The sequence below is a fragment of the Novosphingobium sp. MBES04 genome (assembly GCF_000813185.1).
GTDB lineage: Bacteria > Pseudomonadota > Alphaproteobacteria > Sphingomonadales > Sphingomonadaceae > Novosphingobium > Novosphingobium decolorationis.
In genome coordinates this window covers 400,998-423,449 of the sequence record NZ_DF850489.1, presented here as the reverse complement: position 1 = coordinate 423,449, position 22,452 = coordinate 400,998, and the positions used below count along the sequence as shown (strand labels likewise).

General features: G+C 65.7%; 18 protein-coding genes and 2 pseudogenes. 9 read left to right on the top strand and 11 right to left on the bottom strand.

Annotated features, from left to right (window positions below; translation table 11 throughout):
• Positions 1 to 329 precede the first annotated feature (329 nt).
• The 3 genes from MBENS4_RS15680 to MBENS4_RS15670 are packed head-to-tail and all read right to left on the bottom strand — an operon-like array spanning position 330 to position 3,298.
• A complete protein-coding gene (locus MBENS4_RS15680) occupies positions 330 to 1,532 on the bottom strand; it encodes a carboxynorspermidine decarboxylase (RefSeq protein ID WP_039392763.1) in 1,203 nt (400 codons plus the stop codon).
• A gap of 6 nt (positions 1,533 to 1,538) precedes the next feature.
• The gene (locus MBENS4_RS15675; RefSeq protein WP_039392762.1) at positions 1,539 to 2,069 is read right to left on the bottom strand and encodes an O-acetyl-ADP-ribose deacetylase; all 531 of its coding nucleotides are present in this window, start codon (positions 2,067 to 2,069) and stop codon (positions 1,539 to 1,541) included.
• A 17-nt stretch (positions 2,070 to 2,086) separates the two neighbouring features.
• Positions 2,087 to 3,298, bottom strand: coding sequence for a saccharopine dehydrogenase family protein (locus MBENS4_RS15670; protein WP_039392761.1), 1,212 nt, complete (start codon positions 3,296 to 3,298; stop codon positions 2,087 to 2,089).
• Positions 3,299 to 3,533: 235 nt separating this feature from the next.
• Here MBENS4_RS15670 and MBENS4_RS15665 point away from each other — a divergent pair.
• The 4 genes and pseudogenes from MBENS4_RS15665 to MBENS4_RS15650 all read left to right on the top strand — a co-directional run bounded on the left by MBENS4_RS15665 (position 3,534) and on the right by MBENS4_RS15650 (position 6,670).
• Positions 3,534 to 4,762, top strand: a pseudogene (locus tag MBENS4_RS15665) (DUF3419 family protein).
• A 4-nt stretch (positions 4,763 to 4,766) separates the two neighbouring features.
• Positions 4,767 to 5,405 (top strand): class I SAM-dependent methyltransferase, encoded by a 639-nt coding sequence (locus tag MBENS4_RS15660; protein WP_039392760.1) that lies wholly within the window; start codon positions 4,767 to 4,769, stop codon positions 5,403 to 5,405.
• 16 nt (positions 5,406 to 5,421) lie between these two features.
• Positions 5,422 to 6,399, top strand: coding sequence for a threonine ammonia-lyase (locus tag MBENS4_RS15655; protein ID WP_052322449.1), 978 nt, complete (start codon positions 5,422 to 5,424; stop codon positions 6,397 to 6,399).
• Positions 6,400 to 6,415: 16 nt separating this feature from the next.
• Positions 6,416 to 6,670: a hypothetical protein gene (locus tag MBENS4_RS15650; protein WP_039392758.1), complete on the top strand. Its 255-nt coding sequence runs from the start codon at positions 6,416 to 6,418 to the stop codon at positions 6,668 to 6,670.
• Positions 6,671 to 6,964: 294 nt separating this feature from the next.
• On the opposite strand, the gene recA is transcribed toward MBENS4_RS15650, so the two are convergent.
• The 5 genes and pseudogenes from recA to smpB form a co-directional block, all read right to left on the bottom strand.
• Positions 6,965 to 8,038 carry a recombinase RecA gene (recA, locus tag MBENS4_RS15645; RefSeq protein ID WP_039392757.1) on the bottom strand — a complete coding sequence of 358 codons (1,074 nt, stop codon included), beginning with the start codon at positions 8,036 to 8,038 and terminating at the stop codon, positions 6,965 to 6,967.
• A gap of 398 nt (positions 8,039 to 8,436) precedes the next feature.
• A pseudogene (locus MBENS4_RS15640) lies at positions 8,437 to 10,901 on the bottom strand (ATP-binding protein).
• Positions 10,898 to 11,449, bottom strand: coding sequence for a DUF2062 domain-containing protein (locus MBENS4_RS15635; RefSeq protein ID WP_052322448.1), 552 nt, complete (start codon positions 11,447 to 11,449; stop codon positions 10,898 to 10,900). The pseudogene MBENS4_RS15640 and the gene MBENS4_RS15635 overlap by 4 nt, the downstream one beginning before the upstream one ends.
• 47 nt (positions 11,450 to 11,496) lie before the next feature.
• A complete protein-coding gene (locus MBENS4_RS27230) occupies positions 11,497 to 11,619 on the bottom strand; it encodes a hypothetical protein (protein WP_255352666.1) in 123 nt (40 codons plus the stop codon).
• Positions 11,616 to 12,098: an SsrA-binding protein SmpB gene (gene smpB / locus MBENS4_RS15630; protein ID WP_039392756.1), complete on the bottom strand. Its 483-nt coding sequence runs from the start codon at positions 12,096 to 12,098 to the stop codon at positions 11,616 to 11,618. The genes MBENS4_RS27230 and smpB overlap by 4 nt, the downstream gene beginning before the upstream one ends.
• A gap of 278 nt (positions 12,099 to 12,376) precedes the next feature.
• Between smpB and MBENS4_RS15625 the strand changes: the two genes are divergently transcribed.
• Complete coding sequence (locus tag MBENS4_RS15625) at positions 12,377 to 14,365, top strand: alpha/beta hydrolase family protein (protein ID WP_084592195.1); 1,989 nt, start codon at positions 12,377 to 12,379, stop codon at positions 14,363 to 14,365.
• 67 nt (positions 14,366 to 14,432) lie between these two features.
• Here the strand turns inward: MBENS4_RS15625 and dapA are convergent, their stop codons facing one another.
• Positions 14,433 to 15,314, bottom strand: coding sequence for a 4-hydroxy-tetrahydrodipicolinate synthase (gene dapA / locus MBENS4_RS15620; RefSeq protein WP_039392755.1), 882 nt, complete (start codon positions 15,312 to 15,314; stop codon positions 14,433 to 14,435).
• Positions 15,315 to 15,417: 103 nt separating this feature from the next.
• On the opposite strand from dapA, the gene MBENS4_RS15615 reads away from it, so the two are divergent.
• The gene (locus MBENS4_RS15615) at positions 15,418 to 17,394 is read left to right on the top strand and encodes a lytic transglycosylase domain-containing protein (RefSeq protein ID WP_039392754.1); all 1,977 of its coding nucleotides are present in this window, start codon (positions 15,418 to 15,420) and stop codon (positions 17,392 to 17,394) included.
• Between the two features lie 148 nt (positions 17,395 to 17,542).
• On the opposite strand, the gene MBENS4_RS15610 is transcribed toward MBENS4_RS15615, so the two are convergent.
• A complete protein-coding gene (locus tag MBENS4_RS15610) occupies positions 17,543 to 18,820 on the bottom strand; it encodes a glycoside hydrolase family 27 protein (RefSeq protein WP_445321518.1) in 1,278 nt (425 codons plus the stop codon).
• Positions 18,821 to 19,090: 270 nt separating this feature from the next.
• On the opposite strand from MBENS4_RS15610, the gene MBENS4_RS15605 reads away from it, so the two are divergent.
• Both MBENS4_RS15605 and MBENS4_RS15600 read left to right on the top strand, forming a co-directional pair.
• Positions 19,091 to 19,585 (top strand): GreA/GreB family elongation factor, encoded by a 495-nt coding sequence (locus tag MBENS4_RS15605; protein WP_039392753.1) that lies wholly within the window; start codon positions 19,091 to 19,093, stop codon positions 19,583 to 19,585.
• Positions 19,582 to 20,094 carry a hypothetical protein gene (locus MBENS4_RS15600; RefSeq protein ID WP_340140842.1) on the top strand — a complete coding sequence of 171 codons (513 nt, stop codon included), beginning with the start codon at positions 19,582 to 19,584 and terminating at the stop codon, positions 20,092 to 20,094. Before MBENS4_RS15605 ends, MBENS4_RS15600 begins: the two co-directional genes overlap by 4 nt.
• A gap of 81 nt (positions 20,095 to 20,175) precedes the next feature.
• Here the strand turns inward: MBENS4_RS15600 and MBENS4_RS15595 are convergent, their stop codons facing one another.
• Positions 20,176 to 20,847, bottom strand: coding sequence for an outer membrane protein (locus MBENS4_RS15595; protein ID WP_039392752.1), 672 nt, complete (start codon positions 20,845 to 20,847; stop codon positions 20,176 to 20,178).
• 241 nt (positions 20,848 to 21,088) lie between these two features.
• On the opposite strand from MBENS4_RS15595, the gene rlmN reads away from it, so the two are divergent.
• On the top strand, positions 21,089 to 22,414 hold the full coding sequence (rlmN, locus tag MBENS4_RS15590; RefSeq protein WP_144400965.1) for a 23S rRNA (adenine(2503)-C(2))-methyltransferase RlmN: 1,326 nt from the start codon (positions 21,089 to 21,091) through the stop codon (positions 22,412 to 22,414).
• The last annotated feature ends 38 nt before the right edge of the window (positions 22,415 to 22,452 follow it).

Below are 22,452 nucleotides of genomic sequence, written 5' to 3'. Positions count from 1 at the left end.
CAGCGAGGGGCGGATATAAGACTGATGCGCTGAATCGCAAGTGAAAAACCAAAGATTTCACGAAACCGTCACAAATGTCGGTTCACACGTACGAGAGCTTGCCAATCAGCCAAATTTTTCCTTTCCGTAACAACACGATGTTGCAGACCATGGACCCGCGCGGCGCCGCTCCCGCCATGCGTCTGGAAGCGACTCTATCAGCCGTTCCGAACGCAGAACTTAACGAGTCGCTCCGCACGATTCGCGTGGCACGTGCCCACCCGGCCCCTGTCCGGGACCAGTTGAAGGGCGCGCGCCTAACAGGCCTTGGCGCGCGTTTCAACCAAAGCTCAACTGAGCCTGTTACGGAAATCCTCGTAGTCAAAGCGACGGACGCACTCGAGCGAATCGGTCTCCGAATCCCACAGCCAGATCGAGGGCAGCGCGACCCCGTTGAAGGTCGTCGTCTTGACCATCGAGTAATGCGCCTGGTCGAGGAACGCGAAGCGCGTGCCCGGCTGCGGGTCCTTGGGGAAACGGTAGTCGCCAATGACATCGCCCGCGAGGCACGAAGGACCGCCCAGACGGATCGCCCCGCCCTCACCCTCATCGACCATGCCGTGATCGGCCGCCGGGATCTCGTCCAGCATGGCCGGGCGATAGGGTGCCTCGATCACGTCAGGCATGTGGCAGGTCGCCGAGATGTCGACGATGGCGACCGGCATGCCGTTCCACCCGGTATCGAGCACGGTGCCGACCAGGATACCCGCATCGAGCGCCACGGCCTCGCCCGGCTCGATGTAGATTTCCGCGCCGGTATCCTCGGCCATGTCGGACAGGAAGGTGATCAGTTCCTCGCGCTCGTAATCGGCGCGGGTAATGTGGTGGCCGCCGCCCACATTGATCCACTTGAGCTGGCCAAAGAAGGGTTCGAGGTAGTCGAACACCTTGTCCCAGGTGCGGTCGAGCGGGCCGAAGCCCTGTTCGCACAAGTTATGGAAATGGATGCCGTCGACAAGCTCGACATGCTCTTCGCTGAGCTGGTCGATGGGAAAGCCCAGACGCGAATGCGGGGCGCTGGGATCGTACTTGGCAACCTCGCCCTCGGGCTGCATCGGGTTGATGCGAAGGCCGATGTCGAAGGTTTCGCCGCGAGCCCGCGCGTTCGCGATGATCGCCGAGCAGCGCACGATCTGCTGGGGCGAATTGAAGATCACATGGTCCGACAGACGCAGGATCTCGTCCAGCTCATCGGGCTTGTAGGCCGCGCAGTAGGTCGCGATCTCGCCGTCGTAGAACTCGCTCGCCAGACGCGCTTCCCATAGCCCCGAGGTGCATACGCCATCGAGGTATTCCCCGATGATCGGTGCGGTCGACCACATCGAGAACGCCTTCAGCGCCGAAAGCACCTTGGCGCCCGAACGCTCGCCCACGTCCTGCAGGATCTGAAGGTTCGCGCGCAGCTTGGCCGCATCGACGACGAAGGCAGGGCTGTCGACGCGCGACAGATCGAAATGGGCAAAGGCGCCCGGATCACCGGCTTTGGTTTCCATGTTTCCCTAGTTCTCCAGCGCGGCCAGCGCCGCGCGGAGCACGGCCGTGGCATCGTGGTCGAAACCGACCAGCAAGATAGTGTCGAAAGCTCCGGGATGTTCCCGGAGCAGATTGGCGATCGCTCCAACCGCGACCTCCGCCGCCCTCGCTGCAGGATAGCCATAGACCCCGGTCGAGATTGCCGGGAACGCCAACGTGCGCAGCCCCGCACCGCGAGCCAGATCCAGGCTGGAGCGGTAGCATCGGGCGAGAAGCTCTGCCTCCCCCTGCCCACCGCCATGCCAGACCGGCCCTACAGTGTGGATGACCTGGCGCGCGGGAAGCTTGTAGCCTCCCGTCAGGCGCGCTTCGCCGGTCGGGCAGCCACCCAGTTCGCGGCATTCGGCCAGGAGTTCCGGCCCCGCGCCGCGGTGGATGGCGCCATCGACGCCCCCACCGCCCAGCAAGGAGGAATTCGCCGCGTTGACGATGGCATCCACCGCCAGCTGCGTGATATCCCCTTGCCAGACCTCGACTCGGGTGCCGCCCAGCTCCATCGACGCGCCGCGCGCGATCAGAACGGCAGCGGTTCGGCGAGTTCCTCGACGGTCCAGGGCAGGCCCTGCTCGCCCAGCATCTCCAGGAACGGATCGGGATCGAACTGCTCCATGTTGAACACGCCCTCGCCCTTCCACTTGCCCGTCAGCAGCATGGCCGCGCCGACCATTGCGGGAACGCCGGTGGTGTAGGAGACGGCCTGGTTGCCGGTTTCCTCGAAGGCGTCTTCGTGATCGCAGATGTTCTTGATGTAGAACGTCTTCTCACCCGAGCCGTCGAGCGCTTCGCCGGTCGCGATGTCGCCGATGTTGGTCTTGCCCTTGGTGGTCGAACCGAGCGAGCTGGGCTCGGGCAGCACGGCCTTGAGGAACTGCAGCGGCACGATGTCGACGCCGTTGTACAGGACCGGATCGATGCGGGTCATGCCCACATTCTGCAGCACGGTGAGGTGCTTGATGTACTCATCGCCAAAGGTCATCCAGAAGCGGCCACGTTCCATCTCGGGCAGGAACTTGGCGAGGCTTTCCAGTTCCTCATGGTACATCATGTACATGTTCTTCGGGCCGACAGCCTCGAAGTCGAAGGCCTGCTTGTTCGCCATCGCCGGGGTCTCGACGAACTCGCCGTTCTCCCAGTGGCGCGCGGGCGCGGTCACTTCGCGGATGTTGATTTCCGGGTTGAAGTTGGTCGCGAAGGCCTGGCCGTGGTCACCGCCGTTGCAGTCGAGGATGTCGAGCGTGCGGATGGTCTTCAGTTTGTGCTTCTTGAGCCACATCGCGAACACGCTGGTCACGCCCGGATCGAAACCCGAACCCAGGAGGGCGGTGAGGCCGGCTTCCTTGAACTTGTCCTGGTAGGCCCACTGCCAGTGGTACTCGAACTTGGCCACGTCCTTGGGCTCGTAGTTCGCGGTGTCCATGTAGTTGACGCCGGTCGCCAGGCACGCATCCATGATCGCAAGATCCTGGTAGGGCAGCGCGAGATTGACGACGAGTTCGGGGCCGATCTGGCGGATCAGGTCCGAGGTCGCCGCCACATCGTCGGCATCAATGGCGTAGGTGTTGATCGTGACGCCGGTGCGGTCCTTGACCGATTCGGCAATCGCCTCGCACTTGGAGACCGTGCGGCTCGCAAGATGGATATCGCTGAAGATATCGGGATTCATGGCCATCTTGTGGACCGCGACCGAGCCGACGCCACCTGCGCCGATAACCAGAACCTTGCTCACCTGTCATTCTCCTTCGCCGCGAGCCGGGGAAAGGCCCGCATATAAGGGTCCTGCGTGACAACTCAACTGCGCGCCCTCCCCGATTTGCACATCAAGGTGCATGCAGGTGCGCTTTTGCAGCTGTCATAAAGCGTCCCCGAGACGTCATCGCGCGGTCACGCGAGGGCGGCACAGCGGTCATGAGACGCGACACACCCTCGCATCGGCAAAGGACATCCTGCCCGTGACCTCCCGCATGACCGCTCCCGCCCCCGCCACGAAAGCCAACCTGATCGACGGCGCCGTCGTCCGCCGCGAAGCGCGCGCGGGGGCCAGGCTGCTCGACAAGGCCTTCGCGCTCGCCTTCAAGGGGCTGGTCTACGCCCAGATCTGGGAAGATCCGGTCGCCGACATGGAGGCGCTCGCGCTCGATGCCGACAGCCGAATCCTCACGATTGCAAGCGGGGCTGCAACGCGCTGTCCTATCTCACCGCGAACCCGGCCTCGGTAACGGTGGTGGACCTCAACACCGCGCACGTTGCGCTCAACAAGCTGAAGCACGTCGCGATCCGCGAACTCACCACCTACGCCGAACTGCGCCGGTTCATCGCCGAGGCGGACCATCCGGGCAATGTCGCAATCTACCGCGAACGGCTCGCCCCGCACCTCGACGAGACGACGCGCCGCTACTGGGAAGGGCGTGACCTTGTCGGGCGCCGCCGTATCCGCGCCTTCACGCGCGGGATCTACAAGCAGGGCCTGCTCGGCGGGTTCATCGGAGCCGCGCACATGATCGCGCGCCTCTATCGCCTCGATCCCGCCGAGATCCTGGGCGCGGAAAGCGTCGAGGAACAGCGCCGCCTGTTCGACGAGCGCTTCGCCCCTGTCTTCGAGCGCCGTCTCGTGCGCTGGCTCACCAACCATCCCGCCTCGCTCTTCGGCCTTGGCATTCCACCGGCCCAGTACGACGCCCTGGGCGGCGAGCAGCGCATGGCCGATGTCCTGCGCGCGCGCCTCGAAAAGCTCGCCTGCGGCTTTCCGGTCAACGACAACTACTTTGCCTGGCAAGCCTTCTCGCGTGGGTATGGACGTACGTGCGAGGCTCCGCTGCCCCCTTACCTCCAGCGCGACAACATCCAGGCTGTCCGCGACCGGCTGGGCCGCGTGCAGGTCGAACATGCCAATTTCACAGAGACCGTGCGCGCGAGCGATCATGGCGCCTTCGACCGCTTCATCCTCCTCGATGCACAGGACTGGATGAGCGACACGCAGCTCACCGACCTGTGGCACGAGATGACCCGCGTCGCTGCGCCGGGCGCGCGCGTCCTTTTCCGCACCGCGGCCGAGCCCACGCTGCTGCCGGGCCGGGTGCCCGACGCCATTCTCGATTGCTGGGACTACCGCGAGGACGAATCGCGCCGCGCAACCGAGGCGGACCGCTCCTCGATCTACGGCGGCGTCCACCTCTACGTGCGCAAGGGATAGGGCCATGGCCAGCCAGCCCCGCGATCACGCGCGCCTGATGGACACGATCTACCGCTGGCAGCGCCCGATCTACGACCTGACGCGCAAGTACTACCTGTTCGGGCGCGACCGGCTGATCCGCGAACTGGACGCGGAGCCCGGCATGGCCGTCCTGGAACTGGGCTGCGGAACCGGGCGCAACCTTGCCCAGATCCGTCAGGCCTGGCCCGGTGTCCGCCCGTTCGGCCTCGATATCTCGCGCGAGATGCTCAAGAGCGCGCGCAAACGCTTGGGCGGCCAGGGCGAACTGGCGCTCGGAGATGCGACGACTTTCGATCCCGTCGCGCTGTTTGGACGGGAGGGCTTCGACCGGATCGTCCTTTCCTACGCGATCTCGATGATCCCGGACTGGCAGTCCTGCGTGGCCCACGCGGCCGCCTGTCTCGCGCCGGGCGGCTCGCTTCACATCGTCGACTTCGGCGATGCGGCGGGCCTCCCCCAGCCTGCTCGGCGCGCGCTTCGAGCCTGGCTGACGAAGTTCCATGTCAGCCCGCGCCATGGGCTGTCCGATGTTGCCCGTGACCTGGCCCATGCCCACGGGCTTGCCTGTGACATTCAGGACGGCTCCATGCGCTATTACCAGTTGGTGCGGCTGACGCGCTGAGGTTATGAGACGGGGCATGACCGAGCCCCATCTACGCCATCCGACGCACGAAGGTGTCGAACTCGCCGCCCGCAAAGTGGCCGAGATCCTGCCCGAGACACCCCTGCTCTCCCTCGACATCGAAGGCACCACGATCTGGTGCAAGGCCGAATGCCTGCAGCCCATCGGCGCCTTCAAGATTCGAGGCGCCTGGAACCGGCTGACCGATCTTGACGCCGAGGCCCGCACGCGCGGGGTCCTTGCCGTGTCGAGCGGCAACCACGCGCAAGGGATTGCCTGGGCCGCGCGCAAACTCGGCATTGCCGCGACCATCGTCATGCCCACCGATGCGCCCGCCGTGAAGCTCGCCAACACGCGCGCACTTGGCGCCGAGGTGGTGCTCTACGACCGCCCCGGCGGCGTCGATCGTGACGAAGTCGCCCGCAAACTCTGCGCCGAGCGCGGGGCTACGCTCGTCCATCCCTTCGGTGACCCCTGGGTGATCGAGGGCCAGGGATCGGTCGGAATCGAGATCGCGGCGCAGATGGGACACATGACCGGGCTGGGCCCCGACCGGATCGTCACCCCTTGCGGCGGCGGCGGCCTGGCTGCGGGCCTTGCGCTTGCCTGCCCGGACGCAGCCATCGTCCCGGTTGAGCCCGAAGGCTGGGACGATGTCTGCCGCAGCCTTGCCGCCGGAAAGATCCTGCCCGTCGGGCCCGACGCGCCGCCAACGGCGTGCGATGCGCTGCAGACACCCGCGACGCACCCCATCAACTTCGCGGTGCTCTCGCTGCACTGCCCCTTCGGGCTGACCGTCACCCCGGCCGAAGTGCGCTGCGCCCAGCGCCTCGCCTTCGAGAAACTCCGCCTCGTCGTCGAACCGGGCGGCGCGGCCGCGCTGGCTGCCGTCCTTGCCGGCAAGGTCGAGGTCGGCCCGCAGACCGCCGTCGTCCTCTCGGGCGGCAATACCGATGCGCAAGCCTACGCAAAGGTCTTGACCTCCAACGACTGACACGCGAGCCCACGCCATGGATTTCAACGACCAACTTCGCCGCTACTTCGGCACCGACGATCCCGCCACCATCAGCCCCGGCGCGCTTGAGAGCGGACTGGAAAAGATGAAGGTGGACCTGGGCATGGAGAAAGACCCCGGCCGCCGCTTTGCGCTCTGGGCGCTCATGCACATGTTCGGACAGGCCCCCGACCTCGACGTGGCCTTCAAGGACGAGGCCGAACGCGAGGCGGCCCGCAATTTCCTCGACCTGCTGGATCGAAGTTCCTGAGGCAGGTTCACAAGATGTGAAGGGATGATTGCCGAGGGCCATTGCCCTCGGGCTCCGAGATCTGTCGAGCTCACCTTTGACGCGCCACCGTGGCTGGGAGCAGTGAGGTCGCCCATTCCGGGGTCAAGGGGCAATGGCCCCTTGCATGCTTACCCTCTTGTTCTCTTGCTCCTTGATTCCCGAACTTCGTCCCGCCCGATCACGGCAAAACGAAAAGAGCCCCGACCTTCCGGCCGGGGCTCTTTTCGTTTTGATCATGCCTTCCACCGCTTCGCGGTGGAGGTTCGGGAAGACTTATTCCTCGTCTTCTGCCGAGGGGCCGACCATCATCTCTTCGGAGAGGCCTTCGCGCTGGCCGCGGATCGCCTTCTCGAGCCGATCACAGACTTCCGTGTTTTCCTTAAGGAAGTTCTTGGCGTTCTCGCGGCCCTGGCCGATGCGGATCGAATCGTAGCTGAACCACGAACCCGACTTCTCGACGATACCCGCCTTCACGCCCAGATCGAGGATCTCGCCGATCTTGGAGATGCCCTCGCCGTACATGATGTCGAACTCGACCTGCTTGAAGGGCGGGGCCACCTTGTTCTTCACCACCTTCACGCGGGTCGAGTTGCCGATGATGTCGTCACGATCCTTGATCTGGCCGGTGCGACGAATGTCGAGACGGACCGAGGCGTAGAACTTGAGCGCGTTACCGCCCGTCGTCGTCTCCGGGTTGCCGTACATGACACCGATCTTCATGCGCAGCTGGTTGATGAAGATCACCATGCACTTGGAACGGTTGATCGAGCCGGTCAGCTTGCGCAGCGACTGGCTCATCAGGCGGGCCTGGAGGCCGACGTGGCTGTCGCCCATCTCGCCTTCGATTTCCGCGCGGGGAACGAGCGCGGCGACCGAGTCGACCACCAGCACGTCGATCGCGTTCGAGCGCACCAGGGTGTCGGTGATCTCCAGCGCCTGCTCACCGGTGTCCGGCTGCGAGACGACCAGCTCATCGATGTCCACGCCCAGCTTCTTGGCGTAGACCGGGTCAAGCGCGTGCTCGGCATCGACGAACGCCGCCGTGCCGCCATTCTTCTGCGCCTCGGCAATGACGTGCAGCGCGAGCGTGGTCTTGCCCGAGCTTTCCGGGCCGTACACCTCGATCACGCGGCCCTTGGGCAGGCCGCCGATGCCGAGTGCAATGTCGAGCCCTAGCGAGCCGGTCGAGATCGCCTCGACCTGCATGGTTTCCTTCGAGCCCAGCTTCATAGCCGAGCCCTTGCCAAACGCACGGTCGATCTGTGCGAGTGCCGCGTCGAGCGCCTTCTGACGGTCCATCGCGTCCTTTTCCTTGCCTTCCTGGATCAGCTTGAGCTGAGCAGCCATAAAACTTCCCCTGTGCTACCGGGCTGACCGGAAAGGTCAACGTCACCGGGGACTATGTATTCCATTTGTTCTCATCGAACAAGATGAGAACATCTGCATTTGAACAAATTTTAACCGCCTGCAGGTCAGAGTGCAGCGGGCCGCATCGACCATCCGCATGGCGCAGGTACGCACGCTCTGGCCGCACGTAACCCCGCCCCTAAACCTTCCGAAACGGGGACTTTTCGGCGGCGCACACCTCCACCACCCTCAGATGATCGCCTGTACGCCTGCGCCCACTTGCGCCACTCGCTGCATGCCACCGCCGGTCACGAAGGCCCGCACTTCATGGCCACAGCGACACGGATGCACGAACCGTCCGTTTCCACAGTTTCGAACAGAGGCGCGCGGAGTCGGCGCTACTTTGCGGTGCGGGCAAGAACCTCACCGACCTTTTCGGAGAGCTGCTGCACCGAAAACGGCTTGGGCATGAACCAGGCATTGGCGAGCCCGATTTCCTTGCGCAATTGCTCCTCGGCATAGCCGGACATGAACAGCACCGGCATGCCCGGCACGATGGCGCGGATCTCGCGCGCCATGCCGGGTCCGTCGAGGCTGGGCATGACGACGTCGGAGACGACCAGGTCAAATCCGCCCCCGGCCGCGATCACGTCCTCGACCTTGGCAAGGCCGTCCTCGCCATCCTCGGCGCAGGTCACTTCGTAGCCCTGGCGCACCAGCGCACGCTCGGCGATGATCCGGACGGTCACCTCGTCCTCGACGAGCAGGATGCGCCCGCCCCCCGCCCACTGGCTCGGCTCGGTCTCGGCCTGCGCTTCGGGTGCGTCGGCCTCCACCTGCGCGCCCGGCGCGGGATGGTAGACGGGCAGGTAGACCACGAAGCGCGTCCCCTTGCCCGGTTCGCTTTCGGCGAAGATGAAGCCGCCCGACTGCTTGACGATGCCATAGACGGTGGAGAGCCCAAGGCCAGTGCCCTTGCCCTGCTCCTTGGTGGTGAAGAACGGCTCGAAAATCTTGCCGATGACGTCGGGCGGAATGCCGCCGCCCGTATCCTCGACAATGAGCGCGGTGTAGTCACCCGCCGGGATGATCTCGCTGCGGAGGTGCGCGCGTCGCTTGTCAGGACCTTGCGGGTGGAGAGGGTAAGCTTGCCCGAGCCGTCGCCGCGCCCCTGCATCGCATCGCGCGCATTGACGCACAGGTTCACGATCACCTGCTCCAACTGCGTGGGGTCGGCGCGCACGGGGCCCAGATCACGGTCGTGCTTGACCACCAGCTCGATCTTCTCACCAATGAGGCGGCGCAGCATCTGCGAGACGTCGGCCACCACGTCGGGCAGCTGAAGGACTTCGGGGCGCAGCGTCTGCTGGCGCGAGAAGGCAAGAAGCTGGCGGGTCAGCGAGGCCGCCCGGTTGGAATTGGCCCGGATCTGCTGGATGTCGTCGTAGTCGGAATCGCCCGGCGTATGGCGCATCAGCATAAGATCGCAGGTGCCCAGGATCGCGGTCAGCACGTTATTGAAATCGTGGGCGACACCGCCCGCCAACTGGCCCACGGCCTGCATCTTGGTCGCCTGCGCGACCTGGCGCTTGAGCCGGGTTTCCTCCGAGGTATCCGTGAGCCCCAGGAGGACCGCCGCATCGCCCAGCCCCCGCACACCGGCAAGGCTAAGCGAGACCGGATCCTCCGCCTGTGCGGACAGGCGCACGGCGATGTCGCCTGCGCTGGACGGACCTTGCGCAAAGCGGCGGATCGCCTCGGAGAGCGCCCGCTTGTCCTCACGCACGACGAGGTCGGTGGGATAGGTCGGTGCGTCCTCGCCCTCACGGCCAGCCGCGCGCATGAAGGCGGAATTGGCAAAGAGCAGGCGGCCATCGCGATCGGCCATGGCAAGCCCCAGTGGAAGCTGCGCCAGAAGCGCTTCCAGATGCGGTGAAGCGCCGCTGCCTCCGGCGCGCGCGCCGATCCCCTGCGAGGCGGGAACCGCCAGCATCAGCGACGGCGTCGTCGTCTCGTCGAGCGGGTCAGGCGTATCGGGATCGGCGACCGGCACGGCGTAGAGAACCATCGGCTCGCCATGACTTTCGCTGCGGGCCCAGCTGATCGTGTCGTTCTCGTCACGGGCGAGAAGTTCGATGAAGTCGGTTCCGACAAGGCTTGCCTCGGGATCGCCCGCCGCCTGTTCGGCAAAGAGCGCGCTGGCCGCGCGGATCGTGCCATCCGGCTCGACCAGCGCGGCGGCGATGCCCGCCCGTGCCAGCCCCCGGCCAAGGCCGCCTTCGAGATGCTGCGCGAAGCCCCCGACAAGATCGGGCGCGGACTGGGGCGTGAAGGTCCAGATCAGGAAATCGTCACCGCGCCCGGCCCGGCGCAGCTGCGCGGTCCAGAGCGGAGCACCGAGCCCAGCCGGGGCCTCGGCCGCGACATCGCACGTGGCCTGTCCGTCGCGCAAGGCTACGCGCGTCGCCTGAGCGAGCCGCTCCTGCGAGGCCGCATCGAGCGCCAGCATCGGCGGCGCGCTCGCGACCCCGAACTGGCTCTCGAAGATGGTGTTGGCGCAGGTCAGCCGCCCGGCCCTGTCGGTAATCGCGACGGCCACGTCCGGACGCTCGATCGCGGCGACCGTCACCGACCAGTCGGGCTGGGCAAAATCGGGGCTGGCGACTTCGCCGCCGCGCCGGGACAGAACGAAGGCCAGTCCTGCAAAAACGAGCATGGCTCCGCCAAAGACCGCGCTGAGCACCGGATCGCGGGTGAGGACCCACACCAGGGCGAGGCTGGCGGCAAGAGCACCGACCACGACCAGCACATCGATCAGGGAGCGGCGGTTTGCAGGCTGCGGCGTATCCTCGGCTGAGATCACTCGTCCTGTTCCGTCCTCATGTCCGGCGGCGTGCGACCACGCTTGCCCGGCTTGCGCAGGCGGCGCTCGCGCTGCTTATGCCCGATCCAGTACCGCCATACCCAACCCGCGACAAGATATCCCAGCGCCGAACTGACGATGGCGAGGATGACGAAGCCGAGCGCGGCCTGGCCTGCGGAATGGGCAAACCAGTTGACATCGTTCCACACGCTGCTGCCCTGCGCGGCGGCCTGCACCACCTCATCGGCGCTTCCCGGCTTCAGGAAGAAGTGCCCGACGCGGTTCGCGACCACGAACCAGAAGGGCAGGGTCAGCGGGTTGGTCACGAAAGTGAGGAGCGCGGCGACCGCCACGTTCGCGCGGGCCGGAAAGGCCAGCAGGCAGGCCAGGAAGATCTGCCCGATCGGGATGATGAAGGCTGCGAACAGGCCCAGCGCCACGCCGCGTGGCACCGAACGGCGGGTAAAGCGCCAGAGCTCGGGGCTGAGCGCGCGTCCCGCGACCGGCGCGAGCCACTTGTTCCCCGCCACGTCTTCACGGCTCGGCATGCGCTTTTGCAGCGCCGCCGAAATCCGGTGGAGGAGAGATCCGTGGCTCACGAGACCAAACCGCTCTCAAGACCGAAGCGCAGGTCCGCGCGGCTCATGGCCGCGATCTGATCCTGGGCCGGCGCCTGCCGGTCAAACCGGCGTGCCTGGCGCCCGAAGGCGGTGATCATCCGTGTTCTCGCAGCAAGCGGCCCTGTTCGCGCTTCCAGTCCCGCTCCTTGACCGTGTTGCGCTTGTCGGCGGCGTTCTTGCCCTTGGCGAGCGCGAGTTCGACTTTCGCACGCCCCCGGCTGTTGAAGTAGACCGAGAGCGGCACCAGGGTCATGCCCTTGCGCTCCACCGCGCCCTGCAGGCGCGAAATTTCGCGCTCGTGCAGCAGGAGCTTGCGCGGGCGCTTGGGCTCGTGGTTGAACCGGTTGCCGTGGCTGAACTCGGGCACGTTGGCGTTGATCAGCCAGCATTCCCCGCCGCTGATCTCGGCGTAGGATTCGGCGATCGAGCCTTCGCCAAAGCGCAGGGACTTCACCTCGGTGCCTGTCAGCGCGATTCCGGCCTCGAACTTTTCCTCGATATGGTAATCGAAGCGGGCCCGGCGGTTTTCGGCGACGGTCTTGGTCTTGTCGAATGTAGTGCGTTGCGGACGTGCCATGGTGAAGGCGCATGTAGTGATGCGCGCGGCAAAAAGAAACGGCTGAAAACGATTAGCCCGACTTTGGGAGGACATGCCCCTCACGCGCCTGCCGAAAATTGCCCGGGGCAAGGCCGGCAGCCTCTCGCCTGGCGGACAGGGCACGCCCTTCCCCACATGAAGAGCCCCCCCTCCGCCGCTCTATCAAGCTCATGAAAGCGAGACTGGATTTCAGAAAGGGCCAGGCTAATCTGGCCGTGGCGGCCATGGGGGACCGGCCAGGGGGATCTTTTTTCGATATGCCAGCATACAGCCGTCAGATTCGGTGCACGGTGGCGCGCTTCGTGGCCGCCGGTCTTCTTTTCGCCGCTGTGCCGACGTTGGGCTCCGCGTCCGCCCTCGCCGCAGCGCCCGAGCCGCCCGCGCTCGATGCCTATGGCGACCTTCCCGCCGTTGTCGACATCGCCATATCGCCGGACGGCACCCGGACCGCCTCGATCCGCTACTCCAGCGGACAGTTCTGGCTGGTCGTTCTCGATTCGCAGATCCAGCCGATCGAGCGCGTGCCGATGGGCACCAACAAGTTTCGCGGCCTGACCTGGGCCGACGACGAGACGATCCTCATCACCAACTCGGCGACGGTGTCGCTGGGCATGAATTTCACCGCGTCCAAATACGAGATGACCGGCACGATCATCGTTCCGCTCAATCCCGATAACGCCACCGGGCTTGTCTTTGGCAACACGCGCAGGGTCGCGGACACCACGCGCGGGGCGCATGGCATCCGCCGGGTCGATGGCAGGACCATCGGCTATTTCGGGGGTATCGAGCTGGGTGTACGCGGGATGGGCGATCCACAGTTCCTCCACGGCCGCCCGACACTCTACGCCGTGGATCTGGCTCGCAACCGGGTAGACCTTGCCGCGCGCGCAGCCAGTGAGGATCACCGGCGCGACTGGCTGGTCGACGGCCAGGGCGTGGTCGCAGCCACGCTCGACATCAATACCCGCACCGGCGCCTGGGACATCGTCAGTGCGCAGGGCGACGAACTGGCCCGGGGCAATGATCCGACCCATGGCGCGGGCCTCATCGCCTTTGGCAAGGACGGGCGCACCATCGTCTATGAGCTGCGTGACCAGGAAGGCCGCGACCGCTGGTTCGAGGTTCCCCTCGCAGGCGGCGAACCCGTCGAATACCTGCCCAATATCGCCATCGAACGGCTGTACACAGATCCGCGCAACGGGCAGATCATGGGCTACCGCGAAGCGGGCGAGAGCGCGAAAACGGTCATGTTCGACCCCCAGCTCGACACCAAGCTGGCGATGATCTTCAAGGCCTTTCCCGGTCGCAACCCTCGCCTCCAGGACTGGACGGCGAACCTCGACCAGGTGCTTGTCCATACCGAAGGCAACGCCGACAGCGGCACCTGGTACTGGGTCGACGTTCCCGGCCGCAGGGCCGAAGCCATTGGCAACGACCGCCCCGCTATCGACACCGCGCAGGTCGGCCCTGTCTCCGCATTCGAATACACTGCGGGGGACGGCCTAAAGCTCGACGGCGTGCTCAGCCTGCCGCCGGGCCGCGAGGCGCGCGACCTGCCGCTTGTGGTCTTGCCCCACGGCGGTCCGCACGCCAGCGACGAGGTCGGCTTCGATTGGTGGGCCCAGGCCTTCGCCTCACGCGGCTATGCCGTATTCCAGCCCAACTTTCGAGGCTCGACCGGCCGAACGGCCGAACTGCGCAATGCCGGACATGGCCAGTGGGGCCGAGCCATGCAAACCGACATTTCCGATGGCGTACAAGCGCTCGCCGAGAAAGGGATCATCGACCCAACACGGGCCTGCATCGTGGGCGCAAGCTACGGCGGCTATGCCGCGCTCGCGGGGGTCACGCTGCAACAGGGCCTTTACCGCTGTGCGGCCTCGGTCGCGGGGGTCTCGGACATTTCTCTCATGTACCGCACCGACGTCTACGAGAGCGGAGGCTCGCGCATGGTACGCAATTCCCTCCAGGAGGACCTGGGCGACAGGGGCGATTTCGATGCGATCTCGCCGCGCCGTCATGCCGAGGATGCCGACGCCCCGATCCTGCTTGTGCACGGCAAGGACGATACAGTCGTACCCTTCGAACAGAGCAGCAAGATGGCCGATGCGCTCAAGGATGCGGGCAAACCCTATGAGGTCGTGGTGCTCGACGAAGAGGACCACTGGCTCTCGCGCGCCGAGACCCGAAAGGCCATGCTGAAAGCCGTGGTCGGCTTCGTGGCCAGGCACAACCCGGCGGACTGATCCCGAAAAAGAAGGGGGGCGACCTTGCGGCGCCCCCTTTTTCATTTTCAGTGTCTGGCCAGAAGGCTCAGAGCAGTCCGGCGTGAACCAGCGCTTCGTCCACGGCCTTGCGGGCGGTGTCGTTGCAGGGGACGAGCGGCAGGCGCAGTTCGTTCTCCATCCAGTCGTGGACCTGCGCCAGCGCGTACTTGCACGGCCCCGGCGAGCTGTCCTCAAACATGGCGTAGTGCAGCGGGTAGAGCTTGTCGTTGAGCTCACGCGCACGGGCCAGGTCGTTGGCCGCGCAGGCCGCCTGGAACTCGGCACACAGGGCCGGCGCGACGTTCGCCGTCACCGAGATGCAGCCCGAACCGCCCGCCGCGTTGAAGGGCAGCGCCAGTTCATCATCGCCCGAAAGCATGCAGAAGTCCTTGCCGATCCCCATGCGGTGGTCGGTCACGCGGCTGAGGTCGCCGCTTGCATCCTTGATGCCGATGATCTTGCCGGGATAGCGGCGCGCCAGCTCGCACACGGTTTCGGGCTTGAGGTCCGAGACCGTGCGGCCCGGCACGTTGTAGAGCAGGATCGGCAGCTCGGCATGCTCGGCCAGATAGGCGAAGTGCGCGAAGAGGCCTTCCTGGCTCGGCTTGTTGTAGTAGGGCGCGACCACGAGGGCCGCGGTGGCCCCGCACTTCTTCGAGAAATTCATGTGGAGAAGTGCGTTCATCGTGTCGTTGCTGCCGCAGCCCGCAATGACCGGAACCCGGCCCGCGGCCTGCTCGATGCAGACTTCGATGACGCGGTGGTGCTCGGCGTTGGAAAGCGTGGAATTCTCACCCGTCGTGCCGCACGGCACGAGCGCCGAGGAACCGCTTTCGATCTGCCAGTCGACCAGGCGGCGAAACGCCGCTTCATCGAACGCACCGTCGCGAAACGGTGTGACAAGTGCCGGTATGGACCCCGAGAACATGGACTTTACCCCTAGTGATGCGCAAGTGTTCGGATCAGCCAGCGGGAACATGTCCCGCCGCCAAGCCTTACGTTCAGGGCCTGATAAGGAGCCACCCTCCACGATGTCCAGTATGTTGCGAGTTTCTTCTCTCCTGGCGACGGTTGCGCTCGGCGCACTCCCCTCGCCCTCCATGGCCCAGGAAACGGCCCAGGAGGCCCGGGAATGGGACCTTGCGCGGGCCCGCCAGTCCCAGGACATCGACATTCGCGTCCACCAATCAATCGACGACTGGCGCCGCGTGGTGGCCAGCGACCGACTCGATTTCGGGACTTACGCCAGCTTCCTGCTCACCTATCCGGGGTATCCGCAGGAAGAGAAGATTCGCGGCTACGCCGAAAAGGCGATGCTGCGCGAATCGCCTGAGCCGCGCACCGTGCTTTCCTTCTTCGACCGCTTCCCTCCGCTCGGCAACGAAGCGGCTGGCCGTTATGCCACCGCGCTCGCCGCCGTGCGCCGCGACGACGCTCTCGACAAGGCCCGCGCGGCCTGGCGCGGCGGCGACCTGACCGAGAACGCGGAAACCACCCTGCTCTCGCTCTACCGGAACCAGTTTACCCCGGCCGATCACGACGCGCGCATGGATGCGCTCCTGTGGCAGGGCCAGACACCGCAGGCCGAACGGCAGATCTCGTTCGTCTCCCCTGCGCGCCGCGCCGTTTTCATGGAGCGCCTCGCCCTGCTCCAGGGAACCGCGCCCGGCACGCTCGGCCTGGATCTTCCCAGCGATGTCACGACCGATCCCGGCTACGCCTTCAACCGCGTCTCGCAGGCGCGTCGCAACGGCAACCTGCCCGGCGCCATCGCCTTTCTCGTCGATCGCCCCAAGCTGCGCGAACCGGTGCCCGAGCCCGAAAAATGGGTGCGCGAACTGCTGACCGCCGCACGCGGCACCGGCCCGTCGAACGCGGTCGCCATCGCCGCCTCGATCGACGATGCCTTCGCGCCCGGAACCGACATCTCCCGTCTCTCCTACCGCCTGCGCGACGATTACACTTCGCTGGTATGGCTGGGCGGAACCAAGGCGCTGTGGTCGCTGGGCGATGCGCGCCGCGCCGCGCCGCTGTTCTACCGATACGGTGCGGCCGCACAGACACCCGGCACCCGCTCCAAGGGCTTCTACTGGGCCGGACGCGCGCTCTCCAAGGCGGGCGATGAAAGCGGCGCACGCCGCTACTTCGAGATGGCCGCGCAGTACCCGCACTATTTCTACGGCCAGCTCTCGCTCGAACGCCTTGGCCGTCCGCTGCCCGATCTCGATACCCGCTCCAGCGCGCAGCCCACACCTGCCCAGCGCGCCGAGTTCAACGCCAGGCCCATCACCAAGGCCGTGCGTGACGTGGCCCGCAGCGCCGACTGGCGCACCGGCGTCCAGTTCTTCCGCGAGATCGCAGGCCAGGCCGAGACCGAGATCGAGCACAAGCTCGTCGCCGACCTTGCCCGCGAGATCGGCCGGCGCGACCTGGCCGTGATCCTGGGCCAGAGCGCGCACGGCGAAGGCCACGATGCCTTCGGCGCCGTCGCGTTCCCGACGATGCCGGTGCCCTCCGGTACGGATTGGACCATGGCTCATGCCCTCACCCGTCAGGAAAGCCAGTTTGCCCAGAACGCGATCAGCCATGCGGGCGCGCGCGGGTTGATGCAGCTCATGCCCGCAACCGCGCGCGAAACCGCGGGCAAACTGGGCCTTTCCTATTCGGTCGACAAGCTGACGGCCGATCCGGTCTACAACATCCAGCTGGGCACCGGCTTCTTCGCGCGCATGATGGATTACTACGGCGGCGCCCGTCCGCTGGCGATTGCCGCGTACAACGCAGGGCCGGGCAACGTGAACAAGTGGCTGCGCGCCAACGGCGATCCGCGCAAGGGCGAGATCGAATGGGTCGACTGGATCGAGCAGATCCCGTTCTACGAGACCAAGAACTACGTCATGCGCGTGCTCGAGAACGCGACAGTCTACGAGGCGATGTATCCCGATAAGGGGGACTACAAGGGGCCCAACCTGACCTCGAAGCTCATGGGCAAGCGTACGCCGGGTTAAGAAAGAAGAAGGACGATTCAAGGGGCCATCGCCCCTTGACCCCAAAATTGGCGACCTCACCCATCTCAGCCAGCGCAGCGCGCGAAAGGTGAGGTCGACAGTTTGGGGAGCCCGAGGGCGATGGCCCTCGGAACTTTCCTTTTCCTCTTCAAACCAGCGGCGTCAGTTTATAAAACTTCGCCCCGTGCCCCGGCACCTGCGCCGAGACGGCGCCCTTCACATCGCCCCTATCCTGGCGTTCCCAGAGGTCACGCAGCAGGAAACTGCCGACAATCCCGACCTTGTCGAGCCGGACCGAAACTTCGCGCGCCTCCGGCGCGAGGTTGAAGAGCGCCAGGTAGATCGCGAAACCGCGCTCGTCCCGCGCCGTCCAGACCTTGAGGCCGTCCTCCAGGAAGTGCGGCGCGTTCGCGGTCGAGTTCTGGTTGACGCCGAGCACCTCGGGATTGGTCAGCAGCGCCAGGGTCGCCGCATCAAGATAGCGCAGGTCCCCGCCCATGATGAGCGGCGAGCGGGCGATCGACCACAGCGTCATCAGCGTGACCTGTTCGTCGGGCGTGAACTTGGTGTCCCGGTCACCCAGCGCGAGGCGCCCGAGCGGCAGCATGTCGGCGTCTGGCCAGGAGCCCGGCCCCATCCACATGTTCCAGTTCTCGAGCCGGGTGAACTGCGCGGCAAGCAGCCCCCAATCGTCCCAGAAGTCGTCCGAGATGCGCCACATCTGCGCGTGCTGGCGCACATGGCCTCCTCGCGGCACCGGCGTCTCGCCCGGCGAAAGGCTGAGCACCATCGGACGGCCGCAACGTGCAATGGCCCTGGCCGCCGCCTCGATTTCGGGCGCGTGGGCATCGTAGGGGCGGCTCATGTCGTCCATCTTGATGAAGTCGACGCCCCAGCTCGCGTACATCCGGAAAAGCCCGTCGTAGTACTCCTGCGCGCCGGGCCTGGTCATGTCGACGCCGTACATGTCCGGGTTCCACGGGCATACGCTGGAGGTGTCGGCGATGTCGCGTGCGGTGTAGGGCGTGCCCTCGATCGGCAGGTCCAGCTTCACGGCATGGCGCGCGATCCCGCGCATGACGTGAATGCCGAACTTGAGACCGAGTGCATGGACCTTGGCGGCCAGCGGCGCGAAGCCCTGCCCCTGCCTGGCGGACGGGAAGCGATTGGGTGCAGGCTGGAGGCGTGCATGCCCATCGAGCGCGGGCACCGGGTTGGGGTTGTAGGAGTAGCTCGTCGCGTCGGGCTCGTACCACTGGATATCCACGGTGAAGACATCGTAGCCGAAGGGCAGCAGCTTCTCGGCCATGATGGCCGCCGTTTCAAGGGACTGCTCCTCGTTGATCGTGCCCGCAAAGCTGTTCCAGCTGTTCCAGCCCATCGGCGGCCTCGGCGCGAGATCGGTGACCGGAGCCAACGCGCCCACCTGCGCATTCGCGCCAGCTTTTGTCTGCCCCTTTGCCCCCGTTGCCGCGAGGGCGGCCAGCGGCAACCGCCCGCGACCACGCCGGAAAGGCCCGCTGCGGCCTGGAGGGCCTTGCGGCGCGAAAGGTCGATGCTCGTCTTCGTCATGTCCGGTCCTTGCTCCCGTGAACTCTCCCGCACCTTTTGTCCGACTAATAACCGGATCGCAAGCCGGGGACGAAGATCGCAAGCCATCTTGGCCCCGCCTCTCCCGCGCCGTATGACGGGGCCCATGAAACCCGAAGGCCCGCCGATCACCCCTGCCGGATTTGCCGCCCTGCGCGCGCGCTACGACCACCTCCTGGGCAAGGAACGCCCCGAGATCGTCGAGATCGTCTCGTGGGCCGCGGGCAACGGCGACCGCTCGGAAAACGGGGACTACCTCTACGGCCGCAAGCGCATGCGCGAGATTGACCGCGAACTGGGCTACCTGGCCCGGCGCATGAAGAAAGTGCGCGTGATCGACCCGGCCCGCCAGGTCGAGCGGGGGAAGGTCTTCTTCGGCGCGACTGTCGAACTGGCCGACGAGGACGACGAACGCATGGTCGTGACCCTTGTCGGGGACGATGAGCAGGACGCCAGCCAAGGCCGTATCGGCTGGAGCGCCCCCCTCACCAAGGCGCTTCGCGGCGCGGCCATCGGCGACCTGCGCACGGTGCGCCTGCCGTCGGGCGCAAAGGAATGGGAAGTCATGACCATCACTTACCCCGAAGACCGGCTGCCGTGACACGCGCCAGGTCGATGGTCCTGGCTCTGTTGGGGGCGGTCTGTGGCGGAGCGCTTCTCGCCACATCGGTCAGTGCGCGCGAAAGCCTGGGGCTCTATGGCGACTGGGGCGTGTTCCGCGATCCGGTGGTGCCACGCTGCTATGCCATTGCCAAGGCCGCGCCCAGCCAGCTCTGGCGCGATTACGAGCCGTTTGCCGCGATCGGCACCTGGCCCAAGCGCGGACAGCGCAACCAGCTGCATTTCCGCGTCTCGCGCGCGATGGCCAAGGACAGCGCGATCTCGCTTCGGGTCGGATCGGAGCGCTTTCGCCTGATCGGCGGCGGCGGCGATGCCTGGCCTGTCGACGATGCCGAGAACGCGGCGATCATCGCGGCCATGCGCGCCGCGCCGCACATGACGCTGAGCGCGACCGGCGCGAAGGGCGGGCGTTTCTCCAATACCTGGGAGCTTCAGGGCGCCGCCTCGGCCATCGACTCCGCGCTGCTGGGCTGCGCACGCCTGCGCTGATGCCGGAGAGCCCCCAAGCGAAAAAGGGCGAGACCTTTCGATCCCGCCCTTTCCGCTCGGTGGTCGTGAAACCGGTTCAGATCAGAAGCGCACGCCCACGCCGGCCATGACCTGGTGACGGTCGAAGTCGACATCGAAGCGCGAGCTGTCGGGAATGTCGGCGCCATAGTCGATCTCGGCGCGGCCATAGTTGGAGTAGCGGTACTCGACCTTGGCGAAGACGTTGTTGGTCACCGCCTGCTCGACACCGGCACCGATGCGCCAACCGTCGGCGTCGACATCGCGCTCGTAGCGGGTGCCTTCGAACGCGTTGTTCACGTCGAACTTGGCGTTGGTGTAACCACCCTTGGCGTAGATCATGGTCGAGGGGCTGACGATGTAACCCGCGCGCAGCCCCGCATAGATGTCGCGGCTGGCGCTGACGTCACCGATGCCGAAGCCACCGAAGTTGCCGTCCTCGAAATCGGTGTCGCCGGTCGACCAGGTGATTTCCGCCTCGGGGCCGACCACGAAGCGTTCGCCGATCTTGAGGTCGTAACCCGCACCCACGCCGTAGCTGAAGCCATCCATGCCCTCGTCGTTGTCGAACTGGGGCATGTCATCGATGCTGCTGCCGGCTTCCACGCGGTCATAGCCGCCCAGAGCCTCGACGTGGAAACCCTCGAAGGGACCGACCGGACCGACATTCTGCGCCATCGCGGGGGTTGCGAGCGCGGTGGTTCCGGCGGCGAGAGCAAACACGATCTTCTTCATTCTCAAACTCCAGTCTTGTTGTCCTGTTGCAGGTTGCGACCCGCATGGACCTGTCAAATGCGAGAGCGAGCCAGGCAGTTTCATTAACGTAAGACAACGAAATCACTGATGTTTTTAGGCCACACTGGATCGACGAGACGCATTTTGGGCGCGATGGATTCCGGGAACGGAAGGGGCAGAAACGGCGTTCGCGAGGCCATCTTTCGCTCGGGCCCCAAATCGGGTATAGGCGGGCTCAATCATGACAGACACGAATTCCCTGCCCTTCGGGGGGATCATGACGATCCCCGGCCCGAACGAACCGATGCCCGTCCCGCGCCCGACGCTGGTCGACGGGGTGACCCCGCGCGAAGATGGCCGCACCGATCTCATCGGCCTGCCCAAGACCCGCATCGCCGAACTGTTCGAGACCGCCGGTCTCGACAAGAAGGCGGCCAAGCTGCGCGCCAAGCAGGTCTACCACTGGCTCTACCACCGCGGCGTGACCGAGTTCGAGGCGATGACCGACATCGCCAAGACCATGCGCCCCTGGCTGGCCGAGCGTTTCGTGGTCGGCCGCCCGGAAATCGTGCAGGCCCAGCATTCCAGTGACGGCACCCGCAAGTGGCTGCTGCGCACCGCCGACAACCATGATTACGAGATGGTCTTCATTCCCGATGCGGACCGCGGCACGCTGTGCGTGTCTTCGCAGGTCGGCTGCACGCTGAACTGCCGCTTCTGCCACACCGGCACGATGCGCCTCGTGCGCAACCTGACGGTGGGCGAAATCGTGGGTCAGGTCATGCTCGCCCGTGACGCGCTGGGCGAATGGCCCAAGTCCGCCTCGGACACGCGCCTTGCCACCATGGCCGGACTCGATGAGGACGAGGATGAAGGCTCGTACAGCGCGGACGGGCGCCTGCTCACCAACATCGTGATGATGGGCATGGGCGAACCGCTCTACAACTTCGACAACGTGCGCGATGCGCTCAAGCTCGTGATGGACGGCGATGGCCTTGCCCTCTCGCGCCGCCGCATCACGCTCTCGACCTCGGGCGTGATCCCGCAGATCGAGCGTTGCGGCCAGGAAATCAGCGTCAACCTTGCGGTCTCGCTTCACGCGGTAACCAAGGAAGTGCGCGACGAGATCGTGCCGATCAACAAGAAGTACGGCATCGAGGACCTGCTGCAGGCCTGCGCCGACTACCCCGGCGCCAGCAACGCGCGGCGCATCACCTTCGAATACGTGATGCTCAAGGACAAGAACGACAGCGACGAGGACGCGCGCGAACTGGTCCGCCTGCTCAAGAAGTACAAGCTGCCCGCCAAGGTGAACCTCATCCCGTTCAACCCCTGGCCGGGCGCGGCCTACGAATGCTCGACGCCCGAGCGCATCAAGTCGTTTTCCAACATCGTCTTCGAGGCGGGTATCTCGGCGCCTGTGCGCACCCCGCGCGGGCGCGACATCGACGCGGCCTGCGGCCAGCTCAAGACCGCCGCCAAGAAGATGAGCCGCGCCGAGATCGACCGCCTCTACGCCGAGAAGGACAAGGAAGTGGTCGAGGAACTGGCGCAGCTTCCCGAGTAAGGAAGACAGGATTCAAGGGGTCATCACCCCTTGACCCC